At 48.0% G+C, this 22371-nt stretch carries 24 protein-coding genes; 8 read left to right on the forward strand and 16 right to left on the reverse strand.

Annotated features, from left to right (window positions below):
- Window positions 1-467: 467 nt before the first annotated feature.
- The 7 genes from EJN92_RS18875 (at window position 468) to ccoS (ending at window position 6790) form a co-directional block, all read left to right on the forward strand.
- Window positions 468-1481: an RluA family pseudouridine synthase gene (locus EJN92_RS18875; RefSeq protein WP_126129242.1), complete on the forward strand. Its 1014-nt coding sequence runs from the start codon at window positions 468-470 to the stop codon at window positions 1479-1481.
- Between the two features lie 107 nt (window positions 1482-1588).
- Window positions 1589-2248, forward strand: a complete 660-nt coding sequence (locus tag EJN92_RS18880; RefSeq protein ID WP_126129243.1) for an HAD-IIIA family hydrolase — start codon at window positions 1589-1591, stop codon at window positions 2246-2248.
- Between the two features lie 7 nt (window positions 2249-2255).
- Complete coding sequence (locus tag EJN92_RS18885; RefSeq protein ID WP_126129244.1) at window positions 2256-2630, forward strand: Rieske (2Fe-2S) protein; 375 nt, start codon at window positions 2256-2258, stop codon at window positions 2628-2630.
- A gap of 4 nt (window positions 2631-2634) precedes the next feature.
- A complete protein-coding gene (locus tag EJN92_RS18890; protein ID WP_407701529.1) occupies window positions 2635-3612 on the forward strand; it encodes a S49 family peptidase in 978 nt (325 codons plus the stop codon).
- 443 nt (window positions 3613-4055) lie between these two features.
- A complete protein-coding gene (locus tag EJN92_RS18895; RefSeq protein WP_126129246.1) occupies window positions 4056-4355 on the forward strand; it encodes a heavy metal translocating P-type ATPase metal-binding domain-containing protein in 300 nt (99 codons plus the stop codon).
- Entirely contained in the window at window positions 4352-6643 is a 2292-nt protein-coding gene (locus EJN92_RS18900; RefSeq protein WP_126129247.1) for a heavy metal translocating P-type ATPase, read from the forward strand. Before EJN92_RS18895 ends, EJN92_RS18900 begins: the two co-directional genes overlap by 4 nt.
- Window positions 6644-6646: 3 nt before the next feature.
- Complete coding sequence (gene ccoS / locus EJN92_RS18905) at window positions 6647-6790, forward strand: cbb3-type cytochrome oxidase assembly protein CcoS (RefSeq protein ID WP_126129248.1); 144 nt, start codon at window positions 6647-6649, stop codon at window positions 6788-6790.
- 102 nt (window positions 6791-6892) lie between these two features.
- Here the strand turns inward: ccoS and mnmH are convergent, their stop codons facing one another.
- Together mnmH and EJN92_RS18915 are read right to left on the reverse strand one after the other, a co-directional pair.
- Window positions 6893-7948 carry a tRNA 2-selenouridine(34) synthase MnmH gene (mnmH, locus tag EJN92_RS18910; RefSeq protein WP_126129249.1) on the reverse strand — a complete coding sequence of 352 codons (1056 nt, stop codon included), beginning with the start codon at window positions 7946-7948 and terminating at the stop codon, window positions 6893-6895.
- A complete protein-coding gene (locus EJN92_RS18915) occupies window positions 7945-8493 on the reverse strand; it encodes an arylesterase (RefSeq protein WP_407701530.1) in 549 nt (182 codons plus the stop codon). Before EJN92_RS18915 ends, mnmH begins: the two co-directional genes overlap by 4 nt.
- Window positions 8494-8628: 135 nt before the next feature.
- Between EJN92_RS18915 and EJN92_RS18920 the strand changes: the two genes are divergently transcribed.
- Complete coding sequence (locus EJN92_RS18920; protein ID WP_126129251.1) at window positions 8629-9321, forward strand: ABC transporter ATP-binding protein; 693 nt, start codon at window positions 8629-8631, stop codon at window positions 9319-9321.
- A 156-nt stretch (window positions 9322-9477) separates the two neighbouring features.
- Here the strand turns inward: EJN92_RS18920 and EJN92_RS18925 are convergent, their stop codons facing one another.
- The 14 genes from EJN92_RS18925 to fliF form a co-directional block, all read right to left on the reverse strand.
- The gene (locus tag EJN92_RS18925; RefSeq protein ID WP_126129252.1) at window positions 9478-11064 is read right to left on the reverse strand and encodes an NAD(P)H-hydrate dehydratase; all 1587 of its coding nucleotides are present in this window, start codon (window positions 11062-11064) and stop codon (window positions 9478-9480) included.
- Window positions 11061-11870, reverse strand: coding sequence for a flagellar biosynthetic protein FliR (gene fliR, locus EJN92_RS18930; protein WP_126129253.1), 810 nt, complete (start codon window positions 11868-11870; stop codon window positions 11061-11063). The genes EJN92_RS18925 and fliR overlap by 4 nt, the downstream gene beginning before the upstream one ends.
- A gap of 9 nt (window positions 11871-11879) precedes the next feature.
- Window positions 11880-12149 (reverse strand): flagellar biosynthesis protein FliQ, encoded by a 270-nt coding sequence (gene fliQ, locus EJN92_RS18935; RefSeq protein WP_126129254.1) that lies wholly within the window; start codon window positions 12147-12149, stop codon window positions 11880-11882.
- Between the two features lie 10 nt (window positions 12150-12159).
- Window positions 12160-12927: a flagellar type III secretion system pore protein FliP gene (gene fliP / locus EJN92_RS18940; protein ID WP_126129255.1), complete on the reverse strand. Its 768-nt coding sequence runs from the start codon at window positions 12925-12927 to the stop codon at window positions 12160-12162.
- A gap of 16 nt (window positions 12928-12943) precedes the next feature.
- Window positions 12944-13345 (reverse strand): flagellar biosynthetic protein FliO, encoded by a 402-nt coding sequence (gene fliO, locus EJN92_RS18945; RefSeq protein WP_227869850.1) that lies wholly within the window; start codon window positions 13343-13345, stop codon window positions 12944-12946.
- Window positions 13346-13398: 53 nt separating this feature from the next.
- On the reverse strand, window positions 13399-13827 hold the full coding sequence (fliN, locus tag EJN92_RS18950) for a flagellar motor switch protein FliN (RefSeq protein WP_126129257.1): 429 nt from the start codon (window positions 13825-13827) through the stop codon (window positions 13399-13401).
- Entirely contained in the window at window positions 13814-14833 is a 1020-nt protein-coding gene (fliM, locus tag EJN92_RS18955) for a flagellar motor switch protein FliM (protein ID WP_126129258.1), read from the reverse strand. Before fliM ends, fliN begins: the two co-directional genes overlap by 14 nt.
- Window positions 14834-14838: 5 nt before the next feature.
- Window positions 14839-15345 (reverse strand): flagellar basal body-associated protein FliL, encoded by a 507-nt coding sequence (gene fliL / locus EJN92_RS18960; RefSeq protein ID WP_126129259.1) that lies wholly within the window; start codon window positions 15343-15345, stop codon window positions 14839-14841.
- Window positions 15346-15621: 276 nt separating this feature from the next.
- Window positions 15622-16896, reverse strand: coding sequence for a flagellar hook-length control protein FliK (locus EJN92_RS18965; RefSeq protein WP_126129260.1), 1275 nt, complete (start codon window positions 16894-16896; stop codon window positions 15622-15624).
- Between the two features lie 70 nt (window positions 16897-16966).
- Entirely contained in the window at window positions 16967-17404 is a 438-nt protein-coding gene (gene fliJ, locus EJN92_RS18970) for a flagellar export protein FliJ (RefSeq protein WP_126129261.1), read from the reverse strand.
- Between the two features lie 44 nt (window positions 17405-17448).
- Window positions 17449-18840 (reverse strand): flagellar protein export ATPase FliI, encoded by a 1392-nt coding sequence (gene fliI / locus EJN92_RS18975; RefSeq protein WP_126129262.1) that lies wholly within the window; start codon window positions 18838-18840, stop codon window positions 17449-17451.
- Complete coding sequence (locus tag EJN92_RS18980; RefSeq protein WP_126129263.1) at window positions 18837-19511, reverse strand: flagellar assembly protein FliH; 675 nt, start codon at window positions 19509-19511, stop codon at window positions 18837-18839. Before EJN92_RS18980 ends, fliI begins: the two co-directional genes overlap by 4 nt.
- The gene (gene fliG / locus EJN92_RS18985; RefSeq protein ID WP_126129264.1) at window positions 19504-20499 is read right to left on the reverse strand and encodes a flagellar motor switch protein FliG; all 996 of its coding nucleotides are present in this window, start codon (window positions 20497-20499) and stop codon (window positions 19504-19506) included. Before fliG ends, EJN92_RS18980 begins: the two co-directional genes overlap by 8 nt.
- Window positions 20492-22213: a flagellar basal-body MS-ring/collar protein FliF gene (gene fliF / locus EJN92_RS18990; RefSeq protein WP_126129265.1), complete on the reverse strand. Its 1722-nt coding sequence runs from the start codon at window positions 22211-22213 to the stop codon at window positions 20492-20494. The genes fliG and fliF overlap by 8 nt, the downstream gene beginning before the upstream one ends.
- Window positions 22214-22371: the final 158 nt, after the last annotated feature.

Genomic DNA, 22371 nt, shown 5'->3' on the forward strand with positions numbered 1-22371 from the left:
TATATCTGTTATGACCTGTTGTGCGCTGGGCGCGAACAGTTTTGACTATGAATCGAGTGCACATGTCCCCCGCATTGTGAATTTTGCATAATCCTTGTAGAACATGCGATAACAACGCCAGGCGATGAGCAACTTAGTAAATGCCAAACCATCTTTAAATAATTGTATTTGGCTAAATCGATTGCGCTACATCAAAACCGTCAACCGGCAAGCACGTATGTTTGTATCAACATCCGTCTCTTGCCAGACTTATCCTTATATTTCAAACCTTCTGATCCACATCACCGTCTGCCGTCCGATTGCCACAATCGGTCACAACCTTGACGCATCAGGTGAGGTGCATACACATCTTTTCCATCGAATTTGCAAATTGGCGAGGCCGATTGACTTACCTCTGTGTAAAATAGTCGTTTCTTCTCACACTTGCTAAAGCTAAAAGCTTGAGCGAAAACAATTATATAGTCAAAATGAAGCACTTAGCGATAAATAATGGGAGAGTGCTTCAAAAACAAGCTGAAAATGACACTCTCCGTCAAACTACACAAGCGCCAGCCTCAGTCCAGCTACTGACAATCTCAGAAGAGGAGGCTGGTCAGCGCATCGATAATTTTTTGTTACGTATTTGCAAAGGCGTTCCCAAGAGCCACATTTACCGGGTTTTGCGCTCAGGTGAGGTGCGCGTAAATAAAGGGCGTATCGATCAATTGTATCGATTGCAAGTAGGCGATGTGGTTCGCGTGCCGCCTATACGCATGGCAGAAAAACCAGAAAATCACGCCCCAGGCGCAGAGTTTGTTATTTTGTATGAAGACGCGCATATCTTGGTCATCGATAAACCAGCTGGTGTTGCGGTGCATGGTGGATCGGGTATTAGCTATGGCGTGATCGAGCAATTACGTGCATCACGTCCAGATGCTAAGTTTCTGGAGTTGGTGCATCGTCTGGATCGCGAAACTTCTGGCGTGTTGATGTTGGCTAAAAAGCGCTCTGCCTTAGTCGATTTACATGAGCAGATGCGCGATGGCGTAACCGATAAGCGCTATTTGACTCTGGTGCATGGCGATTGGAAAAATGCCAGACAGCATGTTAAGTTGCCTTTGCACAAATACAATACTGCCGATGGTGAGCGCCGCGTCCGCGTACAGGCCGATGGCATGGCTTCGCATACGGTTTTTTCTTTAAAGAAAAAATATGCAGAATTTGCCTTACTCGAAGCGGAACTAAAGACTGGCCGTACCCATCAGATTCGGGTGCATTTATCCGCCAGCGGTTTTGCAATTGCCGGTGATGATAAATATGGTGATTTTGCTTTGAATCGCGAGCTTTTAAAACCGGCAGAAGGTCGCGGCATTTTAAAAAGAATGTTTTTACACGCACATCAGATCACCTTTATTCATCCGGATAGCAAAGCACCAATGACGCTCAACGCAGCGCTACCGCCTGATTGCCTTAACTTTTTAAAAAGTTTAAGCGCAATTTAAGCAGAATCGCTGTGAAAAAAACTTATCCCTTTAATAAGGGTAAAATATCCAATTCTTCAATATGATAGTAGCCTGCAAAGTTTTTAGATTTGCATTACCTGATAAATATGGCAAAAAAGAAATTTGATTTTATAGTGTTTGATTGGGATGGCACTTTGATGGATAGTACCTCCACCATTGTTAAATGCATACAAGCCTCAGCGCGTGATCTTGGTCTGCCTATTCCGGACGAGCAGGCAGCCTCTTATGTGATAGGCCTGTCTTTAAGTGATGCGATGCAGGCGGTGATGCCCGACGTCGATACTAAATATCATGCACGCATGGTGGAGCGCTATCGTTACCATTATTTGGCGAATGATCACGAACTACCTTTGTTCGCAGGTGTTCGCGAATTATTGGCTGAGCTATCTCAAGATGGTTATTTTTTGGCGGTGGCAACCGGCAAAAGTCGCGTGGGTCTAAACCGCGCGATGCATAGTGCTGATCTACTTTCTATGTTTGATGCCACGCGCTGCGCCGACGAAACATTTTCCAAGCCGCATCCAGCCATGTTGCAAGAGTTAAGCCGTGAATTGGGGCAAGACTTGAAACGCACCCTGATGATAGGTGATACCACCCACGACTTGCAGATGGCCACGAATGCAGGTGTGGCGGCTGTGGCGGTCGAATATGGCGCCCATGATGCGGCAACCCTGCTAAGTTGCGGGCCCCTATTTTCAGCTAAAACAGTGCAAGAGTTGCATGGCTGGTTGAGTCAGAACGCGTGAGGAAATAATGTCTGAAATGTCTGAAATATTGATTTGTGCTTCTTCTGAGGTTCTCGAAGGTGGAAAAGGTGTACGTTTTCCGGTGACTGCTGGTGGCGATGAGGCAACTGGCTTCGTGGTTCGCTATGAAAATGTTGCCCATGCTTATTTAAATCGGTGTGCACATGTACCGGTAGAGTTGGATTGGGCTCCAGGCGAATTTTTTGAGTCTAGTGGCTTGTACATTATGTGCGCGACCCATGGAGCGATTTATACCCCTGATACCGGGTATTGCTCAGGCGGGCCTTGCCGTGGCAGCAATTTGCGAAAAATTTCTGCATTTGAACGAGATGGTAATATTTATTGGCATACCGACGAATTCGTTAAACCTGCGATAGCTTGAGACAATGATGAATGACCATTCTTTAAATACATCTGGTTCTTCATCGAAGAACGATTGGGAGCGTAGTTTTATCGAGAAACTCGCGATGGAGGCGCTGCGCGAACAACGCTTGCGCCGACGCTGGGGAATATTCTTTAAACTTAGCTTTTTTGGCCTTGTTTTTGCGGCCTATTATTTGTTGAGTGATTTCGGTAATCGCGATACTGAGAACTTGGGTCGCCACACTGCATTAGTCGAAATTAACGGTGCGATTGAGTCCGAAGGTAGTGGCAGTGCGCAAGCGGTGATACCGGCTTTGAATAGAGCGTTTCTGGATGCCAATTCTGCTGGTGTCATCTTGCGCATTAATAGCCCAGGCGGCAGTCCTGTGCAAGCGGGAATGATTAATGATGAAATCGGTCGTTTACGCAAAGAATATCCGCAAAAACATCTGTACGTGGTGGTTGATGAAATGTGCGCTTCTGGTGGTTATTATATTGCCGCCGCGGCCGATCAGATTTTTGTGAATAAGGCTAGCGTAGTCGGTTCTATCGGTGTCTTGATGGATGGCTTTGGATTTACCGCTCTGATGGAGAAGGCTGGAGTTGAGCGACGCTTAATGACGGCAGGCGAAAACAAGGGTTTTATGGATCCATTTTCACCGCATTCAGAAAAGCAAAAAGCCTTTTCACAAGCGATGCTTAATGACATTCATCAACAATTTATTGAAGTAGTGCGTAAAGGTCGAGGGCAGCGCTTGAAGGAAACCCCAGAAACATTCTCTGGTTTGTTTTGGATAGGTTCGAAAGCGGTAGAAATGGGCTTAGCTGATGGATTTGGCAGCATCGATACGGTCGCCAGAGATGTTTTGAAGGCTGAGGATATTGTAGACTATAGCCAAAAAGAAGGTTTGCCTGAACGTGTATTGAAAAAGTTTGGCGCATCAATTGGAAATGGGGCAATTTCTTCTATCTGGAAGGGTAGCTCTCCTAGCTTGCGGTAGAGTTCGGCGCGCTGCGAGAATAAGTAGCGCGTATTTTGTTTAGTTGATTTTTTTAATCTGATTTAAAAAACACATAGTTATAATTTTCTTTTCATTGCTATCCGATTCATCTATATTTGAGTTGTAACTGGTTCAAAAGAGGGAGGTCGATATACAAGATATTCTTAATCTCCAAGATGGATTGATTTTGGGCTCCGGTGCAGTTGAGTTTGCCGGTTAGTTATGAAGTAGAAGCACCTACAATCTGTGTTTTACCTTTCCGAGCTTTGATCTCGGCTCCGAGGTTTCTTAGACGCCTCATCATGTCGCTAGCACAAGGACAAAAAGACGGTGGTGCAATGCCACCGTTTTTTTACGTCTATAATTTCAAAATACGTGTTTCTTGATCATATTTTTCCCGCTTAGGAATGGTTTTTTTGCGTCAGATCAAGAAAATATGACGTATGTTTGTTAACATGCGTAAATTCCAAATTATTCCCCCTCACTTAGAATCTTCAATGGCTTTTGCTTTCTCTACGCTGGTAAATGCGATCTCCGCAACCTTGCAGCCGCAAGAGAAAATTTTATGCTTTCATTGCAATGACAAAATGCGCAAGAAAAACGCTTTAATCGCGAGCTTTAATGGTGCTAGTCATCCGGTGTGCTGCCATGGTTGTTTGGCGGTCCTTAACACGATAGTGAGCAATGGTTTGACTGAACAATACCTTCAAGCTAAGGCAAATGAGGCGGTCGTAACGCTATGAGTTTTGATCATTTAGATTCTAAGCCGCTGGCTGCTGGTAATTCGCAAGCGACTGGTGCTGACGAGTATGAACAGTACGAAAAACTCACAATCGCGGGTATGCGCTGTGCGGCTTGTGTGCAATTGATTGCTTTTCGTGTCAATCAACTGCCTGGCGTCTTCGCTTTTGAGATTAACTCTGCCACCCATACGGCGAACCTGCGCTGGGATACGCAGAAGATCTCTTTGCCGAAAATTATTACCGCCATTGTCGACCTTGGTTACGCCGCTTTTCCCGCCCATCAGTCGCTTGATGAGTATGAGCGTAAGGAAAAGAAAATGGCTTTGTGGCGCTTATTTATCGCCGCCTTTGCCATGATGCAGGTGATGATGTACGCCTTTCCTGCGTATTTAGTGCCTGTGCCGCAAGTCGATGGAGATTTGACGCCAGATTTGGATCGCTTGTTGAAATTAGCCAGTTTGCTGATCACCATTCCCGTTATTTGTTTCTCTTCCTTGCCGTTTTTTAGATCTGCGCTACGTGATATCCGGAATCGTCATATCGGCATGGACGTGCCGGTTTCTCTGGGGATTTTACTCACTTTTTTCGCCAGTATCTGGGCCACGTTTAAGGGGGGCGCGGTGTACTACGACTCCGCCATTATGTTCGTTTGTTTGTTGCTCGCTGCGCGCTTCATCGAGGCGCAGGTACAGGCAAAAACCACGGCGGCATTGCGTGTTTTGACGCGTTTGACACCGATGCTGGCCAATCGCATGTTAGCGTATCCCGATAGTCGCTTGAGTGAGTCGGTCGAAGTACAGCATTTACAGGTAGGCGATTTTTTATTAGTGGCAGCGGGCGAGCAGATACCCGCTGATGGTAGTGTTGTGGTGGGTGAGAGTGAGTGCGACGAAGCTTTAATGACGGGTGAATCGCATCCCGTTCCCAAACAAGTTGGTAGCGCAGTGATTGCGGGTGCCATCAATCTTAACGGTGTCCTGGTGATGCAGGCTGAACAAGTCGGTAGCAATACTCAATTATCTTCGCTGGTGGGCATGATGGAACGCGCAGCGACCGAGAAGCCGCCTTTGGTGTTATTGGCCGATCAGCACGCCAGTACATTTTTGATCGTCATCATGAGTGTAGCCTTGCTGGCTGGCCTAGTCTGGTGGCAGATCGATGCCGGACGTGCGCTGTGGATAGCCGTGAGTATTATTGTCGTTACTTGTCCTTGTGCCTTATCGCTCGCTACACCAGGTGTGATGTCGGCCGCGATCGGTGAGATGGCAAAGCAGGGTGTCCTGGTGGCGAAAGGTGCCGCGATAGAACGACTCGCTGCCGTGACGCATTTTGTGTTGGATAAAACCGGCACCTTGACCTACGGTCGTTTGCGCCTGATAGAAAGCATCTTACTGCCTCGAGATGCTGATGATTTTTCGGCGGCAAAAGCAGATTCAGTGAGCTTGGCCTTGGCCGCTGGCTCCATGCATCCAGTATCCAAGGCGATAGCCGACGCCTTAACTGCCAAGCTGACTGGCAATTCCACCTTAGCTGGGCTCGATCAAATCAAAGAGGTTGCTGGTGCCGGGATAGAAGCTAGCCTTAACGGAAAAATAGTGCGTTTGGGGCGGCTTGAGTTTGTTCAGCAATTACATGGGAAAAGTTGCGCCATACCGTCCCATTTGACGGGGAAAACCTTGACAGCGTTAGGCGATCAAGATGGCTGGATTAGTCTTTTTGCGCTTGAAGATGTGTTGCGCGAGGATGCTATCTTCGCCCTGCAACAGTTACAAAAACAAGGCATGCAGATTCTGCTCTTGTCAGGCGACAGAAACGATGTAGTAAAAAATATTGCCTATCAGTGTGGCATTGCCGATTATCAAGGTGAACTGAGTCCTGGCGATAAATATGATGCCGTTAAACGCCTGCAGTTATCCGGTGCGGTGGTGGCGATGGTGGGTGATGGTATGAACGATGGACCGGTGTTGGCTCTGGCAGATGTTTCGATCGCGATGGGGCAGGGCGCTCCGATTGCGCAAACACGCAGTGATTTATTGCTGATGTCGAATCGTTTGGCCGCACTGCCTGCTGTACTAGCGAACGCGCGCATGGCCTTGAAATTAATTCGACAAAATCTTGGCTGGGCGATTGTTTATAATGTCATCGCAATACCGGCCGCGGTACTCGGCTTATTGGAGCCCTGGCATGCTGCTTTGGGCATGTCACTTAGTTCCTTGTTGGTGGTGCTTAATGGCCTGCGTCTGTTGCTTGCGAATCCGGATGTCAACTCTTGCTCTGAAATAAATTAATTCATGGAAATTATGTATTTGTTGGTGCCTTTAAGTTTGGTGTTGGTGTTTGCCATCGCGGGGGTATTTTGGTGGGCCTTGAATCATAGCCAATTTGATGAGCTTGATGAGGCTGGTCAACGTATCATCGACGACGAAAATAGTTGAAGTAGGCAGCTGCAAAATCAGAGCGCCTACTTTGCGCTTGCGTCAGCGGGCAAGCGAGATGGCACCCTGATTTTTTAGGTTTTCTGCTGAGTCGTTGTTGATCTAATTTAATATGGCGTTCGCGGTCGCAGTAAAATCTGCATCCTGTATGCCACTCTGGAATAATTTCACGGCACCCGGCATCTCGGTGAAATTTTTATCGATAGAGCGGCGGTAGGCGGGGTCGTAATGTAACTCCAAAAGTTGCGCGACCAAAGTGGGCATCTGAGCTTGTAGCGCTAGATTTTTCCAGCTTTCGATACGCTCTTTTCCGTGCAAGCTGAGCAGGCAATCGAGTTGAAGATTTAAAGCTGCGGGGTCGCTGACAAAGTGAGCGTAATCCTCCATCAGTAAGGCGACTCGCTCTTCCAATACCAGTTCTAAGGCGATGCACGGGGAGGCCCGCATACCTTCTATGATGCTATCGGGCACCCTTAGATTGCCAACTTTTTTACTTTCTGATTCGACAAAAACAACTTGTTCAAAATCGAAAGTCGACAAAACCTCCCAGATCCGGCTTTCAAACATTTTTTGAGTAGGTTGAGGCTGGCTAGGCAGATAGCCTAGTACTGAACCCCTATGTTCCGCCAGTTGCTCGAGATCGAGCACTTGTGCGCCTATCTCGGTTAGTGCACCTAATAAGCGACTCTTGCCACTGCCAGTAGTGCCGCAGACCACACGCCACTGCACTTTTTTGGCCAGTTCTGGCAAGCTGGTATTGACATGCTGGCGATAGTTTTTGTAGCCGCCATCGAGTTGCACCACGGGCCAACCAATTTTGGCCAGTATATGCGCCATAGAGCCGCTGCGGTTACCGCCGCGCCAGCAATAAATCAAAGGCTTCCACTCTCTGGGCTTATCGAGGAAGTGTTGTTCTAGATGGGATGCGATGTTTTTTGCAACCAAGGCCGCGCCGACTTTTTTGGCTTCGAAAGCGTTGACCTGTTTATACATGGTGCCAACCCGTATGCGCTCTTGATCGTCTAGTACCGGGCAGTTAATCGCACCCGGTATATGATCTTCGGCAAACTCTGAAGGGCTACGGACGTCGATGATAGCGTCGAATTCGCTGAGCTGTGAGAGGAGTTCTGGGAAGCTGGCTAATTGAGGATATTTCATTTGAGTTTCTTGATTAAAATTTGTAGTTGCGGCCAGACATTGTCGAGTATCACGGGATGCGCGCTGGCCAGCGGATGCAGCCGGTCGGCCTGAAACAGTTCTTGCTTTTCAGCGACACCAGCTAGAAAAAAAGGCACTAAGGCAGTCTGCGTGTCTTTAGCAATCTGTCCATACATAGAAGCAAACCGTGCTGTGTAATCACGCCCATAATTGGGAGGGATTTGCATACCGAGTAAAAGCACTTTCGACTTGTCTGCGTTGGCCATACTAATCATGTCGCGAAAATTTTCCTCTGAGGCCTTCAGAGCCAAACCCCGTAAAGCATCATTGGCGCCTAGTTCTATGATGAGTATGTGCGGCTGATGTTTTTGCAGTAGGGCCTTGAGTCGAGTTTTTCCACCGCTGCTGGTCTCGCCGCTGATACTGGCATTGACGACGACGATATCGAGTTTTTCATGTTGCAGACGCTGTTCCAGCAGAGCGACCCAGCCACTGCCGCGCGCAATCCCGTATTCAGCAGATAAACTATCGCCGAGCACAAGCACGGTTTTTGATGCAGAATGAGCGGCTGTGACAAAACAGCACACGGCTAACACAATCATTGGTCTGCAGTAGCGGTACAAATTTTTCAAATTGATATTCCCATCGAATATAAACATTAGATAGAGCAGAGTAAAAGCATGAGTCTTTCTACACAGAGTAAAACACCATCGATCGCAGTACAACATTTGTCTAAGCGGGTCGAAGATGCGACTGGTGAACTGACAATCTTGCACGAGATAGATTTTACCGTGCAAGCGGGTGAGACGCTTGCTATTGTTGGGGCTTCCGGCTCAGGTAAATCCACTTTATTGGGAATCTTGGCAGGTTTGGATACGCCTAGTCACGGCAAGGTGCTGTTAGAGGGTATCGATATTTTTGCTTTGAATGAAGACGGTAGAGCTAGTTTTAGAAAAGATCATTTGGGCTTTGTGTTCCAATCCTTCCAGTTACTGCTGCATTTGAATGCACTGGAAAACGTGATGCTGCCTTTAGAATTACGCGGTGACAAGCGCGCGCGTGAAAAGGCCGAGGCCATGTTAGAACAAGTCGGCTTGGCCAGTCGCCTGCGCCATTATCCCAAATATCTTTCTGGCGGTGAGCAGCAAAGGGTGGCTCTGGCGCGCGCCTTCGTCACTGAGCCGCCTTTGTTATTCGCCGATGAACCTACCGGCAGTCTGGATGCGGTGACGGGGGAGGCGGTCATTCAATTGATGTTCGCACTCAATCGCGAACGAGGCTCTACCTTGGTGTTGGTAACCCATGATCTGAGCATCGCGGCGCGCTGCGGCCGCACCTTGACGATCACTGCTGGGCGCCTGCATCAGGATTGAGGCAGTTCCGGTCATAAGCGTAATTATAGGGTATAGGGGGGGTATATTTTTACTGCCCTGATTTTATTGCGCCAAGGCCCTAGTTTTTAATGGTACTGGTGGGGAGTATGGCTAGGGGTGCGGCAGCTCAGCTTGGCTCAGCTTAATTCAGCGCGGCTACTTGCTTAGCGGCTGGAAGCGTTGTGGCTTGCTGTGCTTTTTCTGCTGTTGATTCAGGCAATTTCTAATCGCCGGAATTAATTCGCTGGCCGTCAAGCCTATCGCATCGCAAGCATGTTCGACCAGTTGATCGGCCGCGCAGCCATGCAGCCATACTGCCATGCGCGCCGCGTCATTGGCGGCCATCTGCTGCGCCAGCAATGCGCCACACACGCCAGCGAGCACATCACCGGTTCCACCGCTGGCCAGCGCAGGATTACCACTGGTGTTAATGCACAAGGGCTGCTGTGATGTCGCAATAATGCTACCCGCGCCTTTTAAGATGATGGTGGCCTGAAACTGGCTCGCTAAATCCAAGGCGGCTTGCCATCGATCCGCTTGTACTTGGGCTGTGCTGATGCCTAATAAACGTGCGGCTTCGAGCGGATGCGGGGTCATGATGCTGCTCTTTAGAGACTGGCTTCTGGCAAGCAACAAGGCACGGAGTGGGGCGCTTGATGCGATCAGATTTAAGGCATCGGCATCGATTACGACGTATGGAGCTTGCTGCAAGGCTCGCGCTAGCAGTGAGGCTGTCAGTTCAGAGTTTCCCAGGCCAGGACCGATGACCACGCAGGCCTTGCTGAAATCGAGTTCGGCCGCCATCCTGCACATGAGTTCTGGATGTTGCGCGTCATAAGCTGGAGCTGCGTCAATAAATCCTACATAGACCCGTCCGGCACCGCAATATAAAGCCGCGCTAGCGGCCAAGATCGCGGCGCCCATCATGCCGTGGGCACCACCTATGACCATGACCTCGCCATAACTGCCTTTATGGCTATCGAGCCGGCGTGCTGGTAGCAGACCCGCAAACATCGCTGCGTGACTTAAAATTCCGGATGGTGGCGGGAAGTGGTTGTCAGCCACACCCAGGCTATCGATTAGCACCCGCCCCGCATAATCCCGGCCTGCCGCGGTGTGTAAGCCGACTTTGTCGGCAATGAAGCTGAGCGTGGTGTTGGCCTCGATAGCGACACCCTGCGGGCCTATGACTTGTCCTGTATCGGCATCGAGACCACTCGGTACATCCAGCGCTAATATCGGAATCGCGAATTTTTCAGCAAGCTGATTGATGTGTTGTATTAATTGGCCGAAGACACTGTCAGCAGTGATCGCCCGACTCAGACCTATTCCAAAAAGTCCGTCAATCACTAAGGCATAGGCGGGTGCTTGGTTCTCCAGGATCTGCTCAAGGCTAATAAATGTCGCCCGGCTAGCGCGTGCCTGCTGCAAGCTCAAATTCGCTGCCGCAGAGTAGAGCAGGGAGTCAGCGCAGAGGGCGATGTCTACAGTATATCCGCGCGCGGCCAGTAACTGCCCAGTTTCCAGCGCGTCGCCCCCATTATCGCCGGGACCGGCGAGGATTAAAATCGCGCCATCGCGCGGTGTAAATTTTGTTTGTACCAGCTCACTGGCGGCCTTGCCAGCTGCGCGCATGAGTTCCCCAGCGGGCAAGTCCGCTATGGCGGCAGCCTCGATCGCGCGGATCTCGGCCTTGCGGTAGAGCGCATGTGTGAAGCTGTTGGAGGGAGCGGCTGGATTCATGGTGTGCGTTTAGACGGCGCTAGCGAATTCGGTTCTATGGCTAGTGATTGTATCGCCTCTACGCCGCTCTGGAAGGCATTTTCTATCGGTTGCAGCATATACGGCAACACCATGCTCAGCATTAAAAATCCTACCCCTATGGTAATCGGAAAACCTATGCCAAATAAGTTCAGTTGCGGTGCTGCCCTAGTCAAGATCCCTAAGGCGATATTGGTAATGAGCAGCGCCGCAATGATAGGTAGAGATAGGCGCAGACTGATACTGAAGATTTGTTCGCCCCAGATTGCCAGTTTTTGAAAACTAAATCCCATAGTTAGCGAAGTCGAGATTGGGATACTAGAGAAGCTCTCGATGAGCGCTGAAAATACTGCCAGGTGCACATTCATCACCAGAAAAATCAAAGTCGAAAGCAGCACCAGTAGCTGGTTAATCGCGGAGGACCTGCCCTGCGTTTGTGGATCAAAGAAAGTCGCAAAGCCCAAGCCCATAGTCAGACCTATGATTTCACCGGCCATCTCTATGCCGGCAAAAACCACGCGTATCATGAAGCCCATAGACAGGCCGATGACCAGTTGCTGCATCAAAATCATGATGCCGGTTATTGACATCGGGTCGGCGTCTGTGAGTGGTGCCAGGCCGGGCGCAACGATCATGGCCAGCATCACACCGAGCATGAGTTTTACCTGCACTGGCACACTATTATTGCCAAATGGTGGCGCTATCGCAATCAAACCCAGGATGCGGGTCAGTGGCCAGATGAACGAGGCGATCATGGAGATCAACTCATTGCTAGAGAAAGAAACCATGAAGCTGATTTACCCCGCCATGGTCGCAATACTGGTAAACATGTGGCGCATGTAATCTCCCAGTACCGACAGCATCCATGGCCCAGCCACAATTAAGGTAATAAAGATCCCCACTAATTTAGGAATGAAGGATAGGGTGGCCTCGTTAATTTGGGTGGCAGCTTGAAAAATGCTAACGATCAAACCTACTGCCAGGGCCACCAATAAAAGTGGGGCAGAAACCATGAGCGTTACCTCCATGGCTTCGCGCCCTAGTGTCATTACGCTATCGGGTGTCATCGCTGTCCTTTCAGTAAAAACTTTGTGCCAATGAGCCTATCAGCAACTGCCAGCCATCCACTAAAACAAATAACATCAGTTTGAAAGGTAGCGAGACGATGGAGGGCGATACCATCATCATCCCCATCGACATCAAGACGCTGGCAACTACCATATCGATAATCAGAAAGGGAATGAAAATCGCGAAACTGATCTGGAATGCAGTCTTTAATTCGCTAGTGATGAAGGCTGGAATCAGTATGCGTAATGAAACGTCTTCCGGCCCTTGGAGTTCAGGCGTGTTGGACAGTTTTACATACAAAGCCAGGTCGGTTTGACGGGTTTGTTTCAACATGAATTTCTTTAAAGGCTCTACGCCTTTTTCCATGGCCTGAGTCATGGTGATCTTATTTTCGGCAAATGGTTGGTAGGCGTCGACATAAATTTTGTCAAACACGGGGCCCATAACGAAAAGAGTTAAAAATAAGGCCAGGCCGACCATCACTTGATTTGGCGGTGCCGATTGCGTGCCTAAAGCTTGTCTTAACAGGGACAGCACGATGATGATGCGGGTGAAGCCGGTCATCATCAGCAATGCCGCAGGAATAAAGGTCAGCGCTGTCAGAAACAGGAGAGTTTGTATGCTCAGTGAATAATTTTGACCGCCACCAGCGGCTGGTGTACTGGTGATCGCTGACAAGCCGCCACTGGCAGTTTGCGCAATGGCAGGGAAAGCGTAGCTGGCAAGCAGCAGCACTAAGCCTAGCAATGTAGAGCGAATGAGGGAGATGTTTTTCATTGTTTGTTTTTGCCAATCACGACTGAGGAGTGCGCTTATCCATATGTCGTTTCAACCACATTGAAAATTGATTTTCTGGCAGCGTCGTCAGATGTTCTTGGCTAAGTTTTTCTTGTTTAGGCATGGTAGATAAAGTGTTAATCTGGCTGGCAGTGACACCTAAAACTATCCACTGATCAGCAACCTCAACGACCATGACACGCTCACGGTGACCTAGACTGACACCGCCGACTATCTTCACCGGTAGCATATTGCCTTTAGAAACAGGCCCGATCTTTTTTAAGAACCAGGCCGCCACCGCCATCAGAGCCAGCACCGCAATTAAGCCCATAAAGATTTGCAATAAGCCAGTAGTCGGTGCGACGCTACTCACTTCTTTGGCAGGCACCGCAGCGCTAGCGGATACCGCCAGCAGCATCAGTGGCAAAAAACATTTAGGCGACCTAATAGAGCGAATAGACATCCTAGCCATCATTTGTTTAGTTTACGGATACGTTCTGCCGGAGTGACTATATCGGTCAAACGAATACCAAATTTATCGTTGACCACGACCACTTCACCTTGTGCGATCAAACAACCATTGACCAGTACGTCCATAGGTTCACCGGCTAGTCCATCGAGTTCTACGACGGAGCCTTGCGCCAACTGCAGTAGATTTTTAATGGCAATTTTAGTGCGACCAAGTTCTACGGTTAATTGAACCGGGATGTCAAGAATGAAGTCGATGTCATTATGGGTTTCAACCTGAGGCCCCTTACCGCTGAACTCTTGAAATACCGAAGCGCTAGCCACTGGCGGTGCAGCGATAGCTTTTGCTGCAGCGTCGGCATCGGCTTTTTCTTGTTCGGCAATTGCCGCGCCCCAATCGTCTTCACTGATTGGTGTCTCATTTTCTTCCACGGTTTTCTCCTTGTGTCGCTTCTTGTGCAACTTCTGTTACGCTAGAGCTGAGTAATTTCTCAACGCGCAAAGCGTATTGGCCATTAAATACGCCATACTTACATTCCATAACCGGAGTGCCATCGACTTTGGCGGTGATGATATCCGGAATCGACAGTGATATAACGTCGCCTTCTTTCATATTCAGTATGTCGCCCAAAGTGACTTTAGTCGTTCCTATGTCTGCCACGATTTCGACTTCAGCGATTTGTATTTGCTGCGTCATCAAGCGCACCCAGCGTTTGTCAACTTCTAGAGTCTCGCCTTGCAAACTGCTGGTTAAAATATCCCTGATAGGTTCTATCATTGCATACGGCATACAAATATGTAATTCACCGCTCACTGGTCCCAATTCTATGGTGAAGGTGGTTGATACCACGACTTCATTGGGTGTCGCAATATTCGCAAATTGCGTATTCATTTCTGAACGTATGTACTCAAACTCGACCGGATACACAGGCTCCCACGATTTTGAGTAAGTTTCAAAAATAATTTCTAAAATTCTTTGTATGATTCTTTGTTCAGTTTGGGTAAAGTCGCGACCCTCAACCCTGGTGTGAAAGCGACCATCGCCACCAAACAGATTGTCCACCAACAAAAACACCAAGCCCGGATCCATTACGAATAGCGACGTGCCGCGCAAGGGTTTCATATGCGCTAGGTTGAGATTGGTAGGTACCACTAAATTGCGTATGAATTCACTGTATTTGGAAACCCGTACGGTGCCAACCGAGACCTCGGCGCTCCGTCTTAAAAAATTAAATAAACCTATCCGCAGTAATCGCGCGAATCGTTCATTGATAATTTCCAACGTGGGCATGCGGCCGCGCACAATACGTTCTTGCGTAGCCAAATTGTAGGGACGTACCCCAGAGGTATCCTCTTGGGCCTGTGAATCATCCGAATCCCCCGTCACCCCTTTTAATAGAGCATCGACTTCTTCCTGGGAGAGAAAATTATCAGACATTTGCTTTACTGGATAATGAATGCGGTGAAAAACACACCCGTCACTTTTTGTGACTCGCCCTTAGGGGTGAACGGTAGTTTTACTTGTTCTACGATTTCCTCAACCAGATGTTCTTTACCTTCCGCGGATAATAATTCTGTCGCGTCTTTACTCGACAGTAGCATGAGTAGACGACTACGTACTTGTGGCATATTGGCTTTAATTAAAGTAACTTGTGCCTCATCCTCGACTTGCATGGTCATACTTACTTGCAGATATTTGTCGCCTGTATCGGACTGCAGATTGACAGTAAAGGCTTCCAAAGGCAGGAAGGCGGGCGGTTTCATGACTTCCGCTTTGTGTTCCTTCTCTTTGTCAGGGTGATTTTTTTTCGATAGAAAAACAGCGGCCCCACCACCTACTGCTGCCAAGACCAAAACACCGACAGCGATCATGATAATTAGTTTTTTCTTGGACTTTCCAGCAGGCGCGGCTTCCGCGCTCGCGGCTGGTTTCGCAGGTGCTTTTGACATTTATTTCCTTTCGAGCGACACATCGTGCCTATGATGTAATGATTATCTACTGTTTTTAGAGTTCGCTATGCGTGGATAAGACGGCATATTCCCTGCGCTATTCTCTGTTTTGAGTTAAAAACCGAGAGAATTCTAATTGGCGTGATTGAGGATTTCCCAGTGCCCGCCTACAGCTTGCTTGTTCGCATCATTATATGTTTTTTTCCGCTCTGGTCGTTGTAACTGTGGCTAGCTAATGGGGAATTTATGAGTCGATTACTTTTTTTGGAGGGAAATTTAAGCGAAGGTGTCAACCAAACCTTGTTTGCTCACAGTTTTTACCTGTATCGGCAACTGCTTAACTGCGTTCGCTTCATTCGCGCTATTCTGGCCAATAGCATGGCGTGGTAAATTGGAACGGCCATCTGAAAAAGCGTTTCCTTGTTGCGATGCTTGGGATCCAACTGAAAAATCGGATAGTTGCACGCCCGCATCATTTAGCATTTGCCGTAATCTTGGTAGTGCAGACTCTAGCGCCTCTCTAACCTCCGGTTGTGCAGAGAAAAAATTCGCACTGGCTTGATCATTACTCACTTTAATCACTACTTGCAATGGCCCTAGATCCGGAGGGTTTAGGCTAAGCTCCGCCGATTGCATTCGGCCCGCTATCATCCAGACGACTTTTTGACCTAGGGCTTTATCCCAGCCATTAGCTCCCACATGAGGTGTTAATGCTGTCTTAGTGGCAGTGATGGCTTCAGGAGTATTGCTCAGTAAAGCTGCTTGAGCTAAATTTTGCATGTTAGAAGTGACCGGTTCTGGCGCCGTTTGCAGCTCTTTGCTTGACTCTAAGGAGCGAGTTTGAGCTTCTAAAGTTCTGTCGAATTGGGTTTCCAAAGGAATGAGCTTTTTTTCCGCCGTTGAATTTGCGACTGCATCCCTGGCTTCGGTAGCCACTTTTTTCGTCATCGTTGGCGTCTCCGTGCCACTCATCACTTGTTTACTTTCTTCGCCACTCAATTTCGCTGATCCGGTGTCGCCGATTTTTCCATCCAGTTTGGATTCTTCAGCATGAGGAAATTCGGTGCTTGAGGTCTGCAGGGCTTTTTCAGCTAATTTTGATGCATCGAAATCGGCAGCTTGTTGACCCAGATCTTTCGATGAATTGTTTCCTGTAATGCTAACATCCAACCCTTGTGACTGGGTTTCGCTTGACGTAGACGTCAATATGTTTGAGGCAAATTGGCTAGTATTGCTTAACAAAGAAATTATGCCTAAATTGGTCTCGGGCGTTGGGAGTGCTGCCATTTCACACTCTTTATCCTTGGCGCCATTATTCTCATTTGGCATAACTGCATTTGATGTGTCGGGAGTTTTACTTGGTGTTTTCTCCGATTTAGGCGAGCTACTTTTTTCTATTTTTTTTGTCGCCTCAAGCGTATTTTTATTGGAAATTTCTTTGTTGTAAAGTTGATTAAATGAAGTTTGAGTAGCCGCGGTGGCGCTAGGTTTTAGCGGCTTAGTCGCGCTACTCAGAGTTTCATTGCTAGCGAAAATCGCGGAAGATTTCATGATGGCTGCCAAAATAATAGACGATAGAAAAAACGTTTCTTAGTGTTCGAATTTATTAATTAAAAATTTCTTAGCGTTTGTAAAAAAAAGATCGCGCCGCATGCTCGTCAGTATTTTTTTGATCCCGTTTGGCTTCTTTTTTTTGTAGTGCAGTTTGTGTTCTGCCATGTAAGGTATTGTATGAAAGACGTTTTTTCTCGCTTTCTTGCCAAACAGTTCGTGCCATCGTAATTTTATATTCTGCGTCGCGAACAACTTGTTTCTGGCCATCGACAGCGCCGTCGAGTTTACAAATAAACGAGATGAAATTTCCATATTGGGCTGCGCTTAAGCCTTTAGCAGCGCCATCTTGAAAACGCTGTTGGTAGTCGTCCCGATACTGCAATAAGAGCTGCAATTGTTTTTCTGTTTCTTCGTGAGCATGAATCGTCTTCCCTAGACGCTTGGCTGCCTCATCGGAATTTTTTTCTGCTAATTCTATTAGCGTGCTGATAGGGGATTTTTGCATTATTTCACCATGATCAGCTTAATTATAGTTGCTATTTTCGGCGGCTATACGTGGAATAGAGCCCTAAGTTCGGCCAAGCTTTCGGGTATGGTCGATTTTTCTAGTATATCCTGTTGAAGAAAGGCGACGATCCGTGGGTAGAGCCGTATTGCTTCATCGAGTAAGGGGTCCGCTCCAGCCGCATAGGCACCGACGCTGATTAAGTCGCGGCTACGCTCGTAGCGTGAGTAAAGTTGTTTTAAGCGCCGGGAAAGCTGCTGATGCTCAGGCTCAGTGATGCTATGCATGGCGCGACTGATGGACTGTTCAATATCGATGGCTGGATAATGCCCACTTTCGGCTAAATTTCTATCTAGTACGATGTGTCCATCAAGTATCGCTCTGGCGGCATCTGCGATCGGGTCTTGTTGATCATCGCCCTCAGTAAGCACTGTATAAAAGGCGGTAATAGAGCCACCACCTTCTTTGCCATTTCCAGCGCGCTCCACCAAAATTGGTAGCTTTGCAAATACCGACGGTGGATAGCCCTTGGTCGCTGGAGGCTCACCGATAGCCAGTGCAATTTCCCTTTGCGCCATAGCATAGCGTGTCAGTGAGTCCATAATTAGCAGTACGCTCTTGCCTTGATCTCGAAAATATTCTGCGATCGCGGTGGCGTAGGCTGCCCCTTGTAAGCGCATTAAGGGTGCGGTGTCGGCCGGTGCCGCGACTACTACCGAGCGTGCTAAGCCTTCATTTCCTAAGATTTGCTCAATAAATTCTTTTACCTCGCGTCCGCGTTCGCCGATCAAGCCAACCACGATCACGTCGGCAGCTGTATAGCGCGCCATCATGCCAAGTAATACGCTCTTACCGACCCCAGAACCAGCAAATAGCCCGAGCCGCTGACCTCTACCTACGCTGAGCATACTGTTAATTGCCCTGACACCGACATCTAGCGTGTCTTTGATTGGCGCCCGCTCTAAGGGATTGTAGATACGCGCACCTAAAGGGGCGGAGTCCTTTGCCAGCAAGGGACCGAGTGAGTCTAAAGGTTTGCCATTGGCGTCAAGCACGCGCCCTAATAATTCGTAACCTACCGGTAAATGTCTGCTGCGGTCGCTTGGTCTACGTTTCGGGTGCTTGGAGTGTTCTAATTTAATTGCTTCGACCGGAAATACTGCGGCACCGGGAGTGACGCCGTCTAAGTCGCTATGTGGCATGAGGAATAGCCGTTCGCCATCAAAACCAACTACCTCAGCATCAATTTTCACGCCGTTTGATAAATGAATTGCACATGCGCTACCAACGGGTAATTTAAGTCCTACTGCCTCCATCACCAGACCAGTTACTTTGGTTACGCGACCGGCCAAGGACGTCGCTTGTAGACTAGCAAGTTGCTCTTTGCTTTCGGCGAGTAGGGTTTTCCAAGGCTGGGTAGAGAATGCCTGTGTCATAGTTGATTAGCCGTAACGTCATTTTTATTGATCGCTTCTGTTAGTCTTTGCCAGCGAGTGCCGACCGTCGCATCCAGCAGATTATGGGCTGTTTCTAATTTGCAACCGCCACGTTCAATATGGAAGTCGGACTTGATACGCCATCCAGCCTTTTCCAGATCATCACCCATGTGGCTTTTAATAATCGTAGCATCGTCTGGGTGCAAGATTAATTGTGCTGGCTGCTGTATCGAGGGGATGTGCTCAATCGCGTCTTTGACTATAGGTATAATGGCTTCGGGATCTACCACTAGAGTATTTTTGGTCATTGCCTGAGCAAGCTCAATGGCGAGGTTTAGCAAATCCTGGCCGATATCTCGATTTGCCAGGCCAATTTGCTCAGACATATTCATCACCAGTTCTTGCATTTGGGCGATCTGAACACCCATCTCTTCCTTGCCTTCTGCAAAGCCGTCATTTTTTCCTTCTATCAGCCCAGCTGCGTAAGCCTCCTGATAACCTTGTGCATAGCCCTCTGTGCGCGCTTGCTCTCTTAGTGCATTGGCACCATCCTGGCGTATTTTAGCCTGGTCAATTTGCTCTGCCAGTTGGCTTGGTTTTACTTCGTTAAACGAGGTCATTTCCCACCGTTGGAAAGCGGATAGTTCGCCTTTAGGTATCATGCTAGACATAAGAATCTTCGCCTTTTGCGCCTAACATGATTTGCCCTTCGTCGGCGAGGCGACGAACGATTAAGAGTATCTGCTTTTGTTGCGCCTCTACCTCTGATAAACGCACCGGCCCCTTTGACTCCAAATCTTCGCGCATCATTTCAGCGGCACGTTGCGACATGTTCTTGAATATTTTTTCGCGCATATCCGGGTTGGCGCCTTTGAGTGCGACGATCAGGGAATCGGATTGCACTTCGCGCAGTAATAACTGTATACCCCGGTCGTCAATTTCAAGAATATTATCGAATACAAACATTTCATCCATGATTTTTTCGGCCATGTCACCGTCGTATTTGCGCAGATTTTCCATCACTGAAGCTTCGTTTTCGCCACTCATGAAGTTCAAAATTTCTGCCGCAGCGCGCACTCCACCTATAGATTTTTTCTTTAGACTTTCATTGCCCGTAAGTAGCTTGGTCAAAACGTCATTGAGTTCGCGTAAAGCGGCAGGCTGAATACCATCGAGTGTCGCAATGCGTAAGATGACATCATTTCTTAGGCGCTCAGTAAATTGATTCAAAATTTCACATGCTTGATCGCTTTCAAGATGGACCAAAATTGTGGCGACAATTTGTGGATGCTCATTTTTGATTAACTCGGCGACCGAGGGTGAGTCCATCCATTTTAGACTTTCGATCCCGCTGGCGTCTTTTCCGCCCAAGATCCGGTTTAGCAATGAGGCTGCCTTGTCGTCACCTAGCGCCTTGGTCAACACATTACGTATGTACTCGTCCGAGTCCAAGCCTACCGACGAGCTTAAGTCGGCGACCGATTTGAACTCTTCCAATACTTTTGCGATTGCTTCATGTGGAATAGCCCCGATAACAGCCATGGCCGCGCCAATTTTTTGCACTTCTCGTGGTCCAAGATACTTCATCACTTCTGACGCCCCATCTTCGCCAAGTGCTAGCATTAAAGTTGCCGCTTTTTGTACGCCTTCGTCACTCATTATTTATCCATGTCTTAAGTACGTTCGCCACAATTTTAGGATCACTTGCTGCCAGCTGCTTTGCCATATCCAGATTGATTTCGTAACTGGACATGGGTTTTATCACTTTCCCGTCTGCATCGCGTGTCAGGCTGACGATAGAGCCATCTTCGTTTAATTCATCATCCATGCCGGCTTCTAATTTTTGCTTTTCGTCAGCGGCAGCTTTTGCTTCTATCTCCTCAGCCTGTTTTGTTTTGTCTATCTCTTTCCCCATGATCTTGTAAAGCATAGGTTTCAGGTAGCCGAAAAACAAGTATAAAAGAACTAAAGCAGTGAGTAGGTATTTTCCTATTTCTTTTGCCGTTTGTATGGTGTCGGGTTGCTTCCAAATCGGCAGTTCAACCAGATTCTCTTTTTCTGGCCCAGCGAAAGGGCTGTTGACTATATTTAAAGTATCACCGCGTTCTTTGTTAAAGCCCATCGCTTCTCGAACCAGGTCATTGATCTGGGTTTTTTCGATATCGGTTAATGCTCGGCTAGTCACTTTTCCAGCTTTATCGGTCTCATTTTTATAATTAATAACCACTGCCACGGATAATCTTTTCACTCCACCCATAGGGAGTTGGGTGTACTTAATGGTTTTATCAACCTCATAATTGGTAGTTGAGTCTTTTTGTGTTAAGCCAGTATTGGAGGCAGTGCTGCTTTGATTGGCGGCGCCAGGCGCGATAATTGGCGCGGTAGCGGGGACCGGTGGTTGGTTCGATAGAGCTCCAGGTATGCCGGATGGGTTGGCATTCTTGACGTAAGATTCGCTACTCTGTTGGCTGCGCATGGTGGAGGCTTCTGGTGGTGAATTGGGGCGATATGTTTCGGCCGCCTGTTCACTACGAGAAAAATCAATATCTGCCGTTGCCTCCGCGTGCACGTTGCGGGAGCCGACGATAGGGGAAATAATAGATTCTATTCTCTTGACGATGTTTTGCTGAAATTCTTGTACATATTTTAATTGTGTAGGGTCCAGATTATTGCCGGTCACCTGTTTGCTTGGGTCTGATAGAAGATTTCCATTTTGATCAATAATTGTCACACTTTTCGAAGAAAGCTCGGGCACGCTGCTGGCAACTAGATGCAAAATTGCATTTACTTGTTGTTGATCGAGCGCACGACTTGGGTATAGATTGAGAAGGACAGAGGCAGTTGGTTTTTGCTGTTCGCGAACAAACACCGATGATTTCGGGATGGCCAGGTGAACACGTGCAGTCTGGACTGCTGAGACCGCTTGGATAGAACGTGCAAGTTCACCTTCTAGTGCTCTTTGGAAATTCACTTGTTCCAAAAATTGTGAGGTTCCTAATTTTTGGTTTTCCATTAATTCAAAACCGACGTTTCCACCTTTTGGCAAACCCTGCGACGCCAGCTTTAGTCTGGCATCGTGCACTTGATTGGAGGGTACCAAGATGGCGATACCTCCTTCTGAATATTTGTAAGGAATATTCATCTGCTGCAGCGACGCCACGATGGCACCACCATCTCTATCATTAAAGTTGGAAAAGAGGACTCGGTAATCGGGTTGCTGACCCCACATCCATACACCTACCATAATCGCTAAGGTTACCGCCGCACCGACAGATAATAGGATGGTGCGCATACCTGGTACTTGCGAAAAACCTGCAAATCCAGGTATCACGGGCGTTGGTGTCGCTAATGTTGCATCGTTAGCGGTTGCCATGGTGCGCCTCTAGTTCGGTGTCGGTGTAAATAGTTCGCTGCATTTCTAATTCCATTTGGGGTTTTTTCCTTGATACTAATTTTGACCCTATTTAGCGAAATCAAATGCAAGAAAAACGCCTTATTTCCCTTTCTAATCCTTGCAAGCTAATCATTACC

It is taken from the genome of Undibacterium parvum, from assembly GCF_003955735.1.
Lineage (GTDB): Bacteria > Pseudomonadota > Gammaproteobacteria > Burkholderiales > Burkholderiaceae_D > Undibacterium > Undibacterium parvum.

Coding starts and splice junctions, on each gene's coding strand:
- EJN92_RS18875 (WP_126129242.1), top strand. CDS start 468: ATGAAGCACTTAGCGATAAATAATGGGAGAGTGCTTCAAAAACAAGCT.
- EJN92_RS18880 (WP_126129243.1), top strand. CDS start 1,589: ATGGCAAAAAAGAAATTTGATTTTATAGTGTTTGATTGGGATGGCACT.
- EJN92_RS18885 (WP_126129244.1), top strand. CDS start 2,256: ATGTCTGAAATGTCTGAAATATTGATTTGTGCTTCTTCTGAGGTTCTC.
- EJN92_RS18890 (WP_407701529.1), top strand. CDS start 2,635: ATGATGAATGACCATTCTTTAAATACATCTGGTTCTTCATCGAAGAAC.
- EJN92_RS18895 (WP_126129246.1), top strand. CDS start 4,056: ATGTTTGTTAACATGCGTAAATTCCAAATTATTCCCCCTCACTTAGAA.
- EJN92_RS18900 (WP_126129247.1), top strand. CDS start 4,352: ATGAGTTTTGATCATTTAGATTCTAAGCCGCTGGCTGCTGGTAATTCG.
- ccoS (WP_126129248.1), top strand. CDS start 6,647: ATGGAAATTATGTATTTGTTGGTGCCTTTAAGTTTGGTGTTGGTGTTT.
- mnmH (WP_126129249.1), bottom strand. CDS start 7,948: ATGAAATATCCTCAATTAGCCAGCTTCCCAGAACTCCTCTCACAGCTC.
- EJN92_RS18920 (WP_126129251.1), top strand. CDS start 8,629: ATGAGTCTTTCTACACAGAGTAAAACACCATCGATCGCAGTACAACAT.
- EJN92_RS18925 (WP_126129252.1), bottom strand. CDS start 11,064: ATGAATCCAGCCGCTCCCTCCAACAGCTTCACACATGCGCTCTACCGC.
- fliR (WP_126129253.1), bottom strand. CDS start 11,870: ATGGTTTCTTTCTCTAGCAATGAGTTGATCTCCATGATCGCCTCGTTC.
- fliQ (WP_126129254.1), bottom strand. CDS start 12,149: ATGACACCCGATAGCGTAATGACACTAGGGCGCGAAGCCATGGAGGTA.
- fliP (WP_126129255.1), bottom strand. CDS start 12,927: ATGAAAAACATCTCCCTCATTCGCTCTACATTGCTAGGCTTAGTGCTG.
- fliO (WP_227869850.1), bottom strand. CDS start 13,345: ATGCTGCTGGCGGTATCCGCTAGCGCTGCGGTGCCTGCCAAAGAAGTG.
- fliM (WP_126129258.1), bottom strand. CDS start 14,833: ATGTCTGATAATTTTCTCTCCCAGGAAGAAGTCGATGCTCTATTAAAA.
- fliL (WP_126129259.1), bottom strand. CDS start 15,345: ATGTCAAAAGCACCTGCGAAACCAGCCGCGAGCGCGGAAGCCGCGCCT.
- EJN92_RS18965 (WP_126129260.1), bottom strand. CDS start 16,896: ATGAAATCTTCCGCGATTTTCGCTAGCAATGAAACTCTGAGTAGCGCG.
- fliJ (WP_126129261.1), bottom strand. CDS start 17,404: ATGCAAAAATCCCCTATCAGCACGCTAATAGAATTAGCAGAAAAAAAT.
- fliI (WP_126129262.1), bottom strand. CDS start 18,840: ATGACACAGGCATTCTCTACCCAGCCTTGGAAAACCCTACTCGCCGAA.
- EJN92_RS18980 (WP_126129263.1), bottom strand. CDS start 19,511: ATGTCTAGCATGATACCTAAAGGCGAACTATCCGCTTTCCAACGGTGG.
- fliG (WP_126129264.1), bottom strand. CDS start 20,499: ATGAGTGACGAAGGCGTACAAAAAGCGGCAACTTTAATGCTAGCACTT.
- fliF (WP_126129265.1), bottom strand. CDS start 22,213: ATGGCAACCGCTAACGATGCAACATTAGCGACACCAACGCCCGTGATA.